This is a genomic window from Fibrobacter intestinalis (genome assembly GCF_900167415.1).
GTDB lineage: Bacteria > Fibrobacterota > Fibrobacteria > Fibrobacterales > Fibrobacteraceae > Hallerella > Hallerella intestinalis.
In genome coordinates, this window is the sequence record NZ_FUWU01000103.1 from 1 (window position 1) to 3,467 (window position 3,467).

General features: G+C 43.0%; 2 protein-coding genes and 1 pseudogene. All 3 read right to left on the reverse strand.

All coding sequences use genetic code 11. The features are described from left to right. Nucleotides 1–113: pseudogene (locus B5D40_RS16615) on the reverse strand (hypothetical protein); the annotation flags it as partial. A 166-nt stretch (nt 114–279) separates the two neighbouring features. Next, nucleotides 280–2,088, reverse strand: coding sequence for a fibrobacter succinogenes major paralogous domain-containing protein (locus B5D40_RS14950; RefSeq protein ID WP_078777554.1), 1,809 nt, complete (start codon nt 2,086–2,088; stop codon nt 280–282). A gap of 220 nt (nt 2,089–2,308) precedes the next feature. After that, a complete protein-coding gene (locus B5D40_RS14955; protein ID WP_078777555.1) occupies nt 2,309–3,049 on the reverse strand; it encodes a CBS domain-containing protein in 741 nt (246 codons plus the stop codon). Nucleotides 3,050–3,467: the final 418 nt, after the last annotated feature.

Genomic DNA, 3,467 nt, shown 5'->3' on the forward strand with positions numbered 1-3,467 from the left:
TTCATGTTCTTCGCGTAATCCGGGCCCTTCGCCTTGATGGCGAGGAAGTTGGGCTTGGCGGAGAGCTGCACGAGCTTCGTCTCATCTTCCAAGAACTTCATTTCGCGAACGTTGAGTTCTTCTTTTTTGGGGCGTTCCCCACTTCGTGGGTCGGGCTATATTGCAAGGCAACCCGTGCGCACCTGCGGCACACCCGTATTGCTCTTGCAACGAAGCCTTGCTACCCTAAAGCATCAAATAAATGACGTCCGCAAGTCTTCGCCCTACGGGTCACTATCCCTAACGCTCAAAGTCATATACACAACGAACACTATATCCATAGGAATTACCAATCGTTGCAGCATTTAATTTAGCCGGATATTGTGCATAGAGAACAAAGTAATACGCCTTAGCTGCAGAATAATCCTCTGTAGTAGAACTCCAAAAAGTCGCATAATTTCCTTTATTATGACATTCAACAGAATTTATATTACACTCCCCAACAGGCAACGCAGAAAACATGAATGTATCCGAGCCATTACCGTTCTTATTCCAGCCACTGGATGACTTCAGGACACTCGCGTTCTCTATACCACCCACGGCCTCTATCAATGTTTCAAATTCCTCTTTTGAAGGCAAATGCCAGCGCTCCGGACAAGCCCCCCTGACTCTTCCTCCAGAAAACACACCACTGCAACTTTCGCAAATACTCCCCATAGCGGCCTGCCACCTATACAACCGTCCATACATTTCGCAATTACTGTTGTCTCTATCATAGCAAACGCTATAGGATATCTTATAATTCAAATTCTCTGCCATCCATCTCTGATTTCCGATTTTTACAGTCCTATATGTCTTACCATCACGGTAATCTGTAAGAATATCATTGACAAGTGTAGAACCTGTACTAGAAGACGAAATACTCTGGCTAGACGAGGAAGAATTATTTTGAGACGATGAAGACGATGTATTTTGACTACTTGAAGAGCTTATTACATAGGGATTCCATGGAACATCCTTAATGCACCGAATGGATGCCGCATAGGACTTGCCCAATGTCTGTAGATATGCAATTGCGGATGCGCTATTGAGCGACATTTCGTATGCACTAAGTCCATAAGCCCCCTCTTCAGAACTCCAAAAATAAGCACTTCGACCTTCATTAAGAAAACCTTTGCTTTCGGCCTTATAACCAGCGGGTAACGCAGCAAAGGCAAAATCGTCAGAGCCATTAATAATTGAGGCCTTGAGAATTTTTCCAGCAATGTTGCGCCCTCCTATCGCCGAAATTAAAGTTTCAAATTCGGCTTTTGACGGCAAATGCCATTCACTAGGGCAAACACCCTGAATTTTTTCCGAAGGCAAAGAACATGTATTTCCAAAGCCACAGGACTCCTCGGATTTATTCACAGCGGCAGCCCATTTATAAAGTCTTCCATACTTTGTACAATTGTCTTCGTCATTGTTGTAGCAGAAACTGCTGTCAGAGGCAAAGTTCAAGTTTTCCGACATCCAGGTCTGAGAACCAATGGTTACCGCTCCATAAGTATGCCCATCGCGATAATCTGTAAGCACCCCATTTGCAAATTTTGACCCCATACTTGAAGATGAAGTTTTCTTTGAGTTACTGCTTGAAGAAGCATTATCCTGCTTAGAGGAAGATGAAATTGTTTTATGACTGCTACTTGATAAAACGGTACTGCTAGACAAACCATCATTTCCACTAGAACTTGAGCTTCTTTCTTTATTACTAGAAATTCCTGAGCCCAAGGAATCTGGATTATTAATCATCTCATCATTTTTCGATGAACCACTTAATTCATCCGTATTATGCTCCGAAGACAAGCTGTTGTCAATTTGAGCGTTATCAACCCAATTTCCCATCGAGCAAACATAGGCTTTGTTTTCCGATTCATCCCAGAATACGGCTCCCTCGTTGGAAGCAGAACATTCTCCTAATTCCTCAGCCAACTGGACTATGGCTGTTGTGTCGGCGTCAGTTCCGTTATCATCGCCGCTGCCGCAACCGACAAAAGATGACGAAGAGATTAAGGCTATGCCAAAGGCAGCGCTAATCAATGAACTTTTTCTGATGATTGACGTTTTCATAGTTTTACCTCAGAAATTCCTCGATAATCTGGCTATTTTATTACATCTGGTTGTATGCTTTCTTTGCAAATCGGGCATAGTTGCTGACCCTTTTTCCAGCATTCTTCACATACAGGGCGACGGCATTCTATGCAAACAAGAACGGAATCACCCTCATGCAAGATTTTGCCGCACTTAGAACACTTATAGTTCTTATGTATTCTTGGCATACTTTTCTCCTTTACATTATTATGTTTAAAAGCCTTACCATTTCGTCAATAGATTTCCGCGATGCGGCATCCAGCGTTCTAAAATGCATCATGGCATTTCGAGCCACACGGACTTTTTCTAGCAACTGAACGAACAAACTGTAATCCAGAGACCCCATCTCCATTTTTTGCCAATTCTTAGAAAAAAGACTGATGAAGTCACTAAAAACAAACTTTTCCCCATAGGCGTCATTTGAAGGGAGAACCCCGAACTTGATAAGCCTATCGCGAATAAAGCATTCAATGAATTCAATTTGTGAGTAGGGAATGACTTTTTGCTTGTATAGAACGGCTATATCAAAGGCCGTAATCAAGCGCTTAACAAAAGTTCCTTTACTATCCAGCACCAAGATATACTCACTTTTTCCCAGGTCATCCAACACAGATAGCAGGCTACTATCTTCGGTGCATAAGGACATTTGTCCTTGCTCAACAAATTTGCGCACGGGCATTTCCAGCGATATGCTAGAAACCATCAAACGGCTAACAATAGATTGCAGGGAAACCACCCCAACAATATTTTCCCTCAACACCATGTTGTTCGGTTTCCGTTTGAGTACCAACAGCTGTGAAAAACCCTTGGACAGCATTATGGTGGTTGCCTTGGATAAAGGGGCCGTTTCCAAGACACAAGCCACATCTTCGTCAAGATTTATAAGGTTCTTTAATGTGTGGTCTGACATATAGTCATAAGCCTGTTCCTGTTTTTCCATAGGATTGCATCTCCATCGTTTACAGCGTTGGAGTTCCGCCCCTGCTCAACAAGGAACCGTGCCAAATTTTGTGAGGACGCAAAAAAGGCGTAGATCGTTGCATTTACCTAGTCGAGGCTCAGCATTGCCTAGTACGATAAATGCAAACGACCCACGCCCCAAACGGGCTGTTGCCCTTGGCCATACGACCAAGAACCGGTTGAAAAGCCGGTTACGACAAACTGAGATACGCCGCAAAACAGCATACCTGCGTGAGCGTTCGCCTTGTTCCCGTACAGGTGAAATTTGCTGATTTCGACTAGAGAACAAGAGCAAAAACTCTTTTACTCTTTAAAAATAACATAAAAACGAGAAAAAGCCCTAATAGTTTACAAAAAAGTTCTTTTTTTTGCAATGAAAACGGCGATTCTTCGCTATT

Bases quoted from the DNA above. Each gene is read 5' to 3' on its own strand.
- B5D40_RS14950 (WP_078777554.1), bottom strand. From the start codon at position 2,088: ATGAAAACGTCAATCATCAGAAAAAGTTCATTGATTAGCGCTGCCTTT.
- B5D40_RS14955 (WP_078777555.1), bottom strand. From the start codon at position 3,049: ATGGAAAAACAGGAACAGGCTTATGACTATATGTCAGACCACACATTA.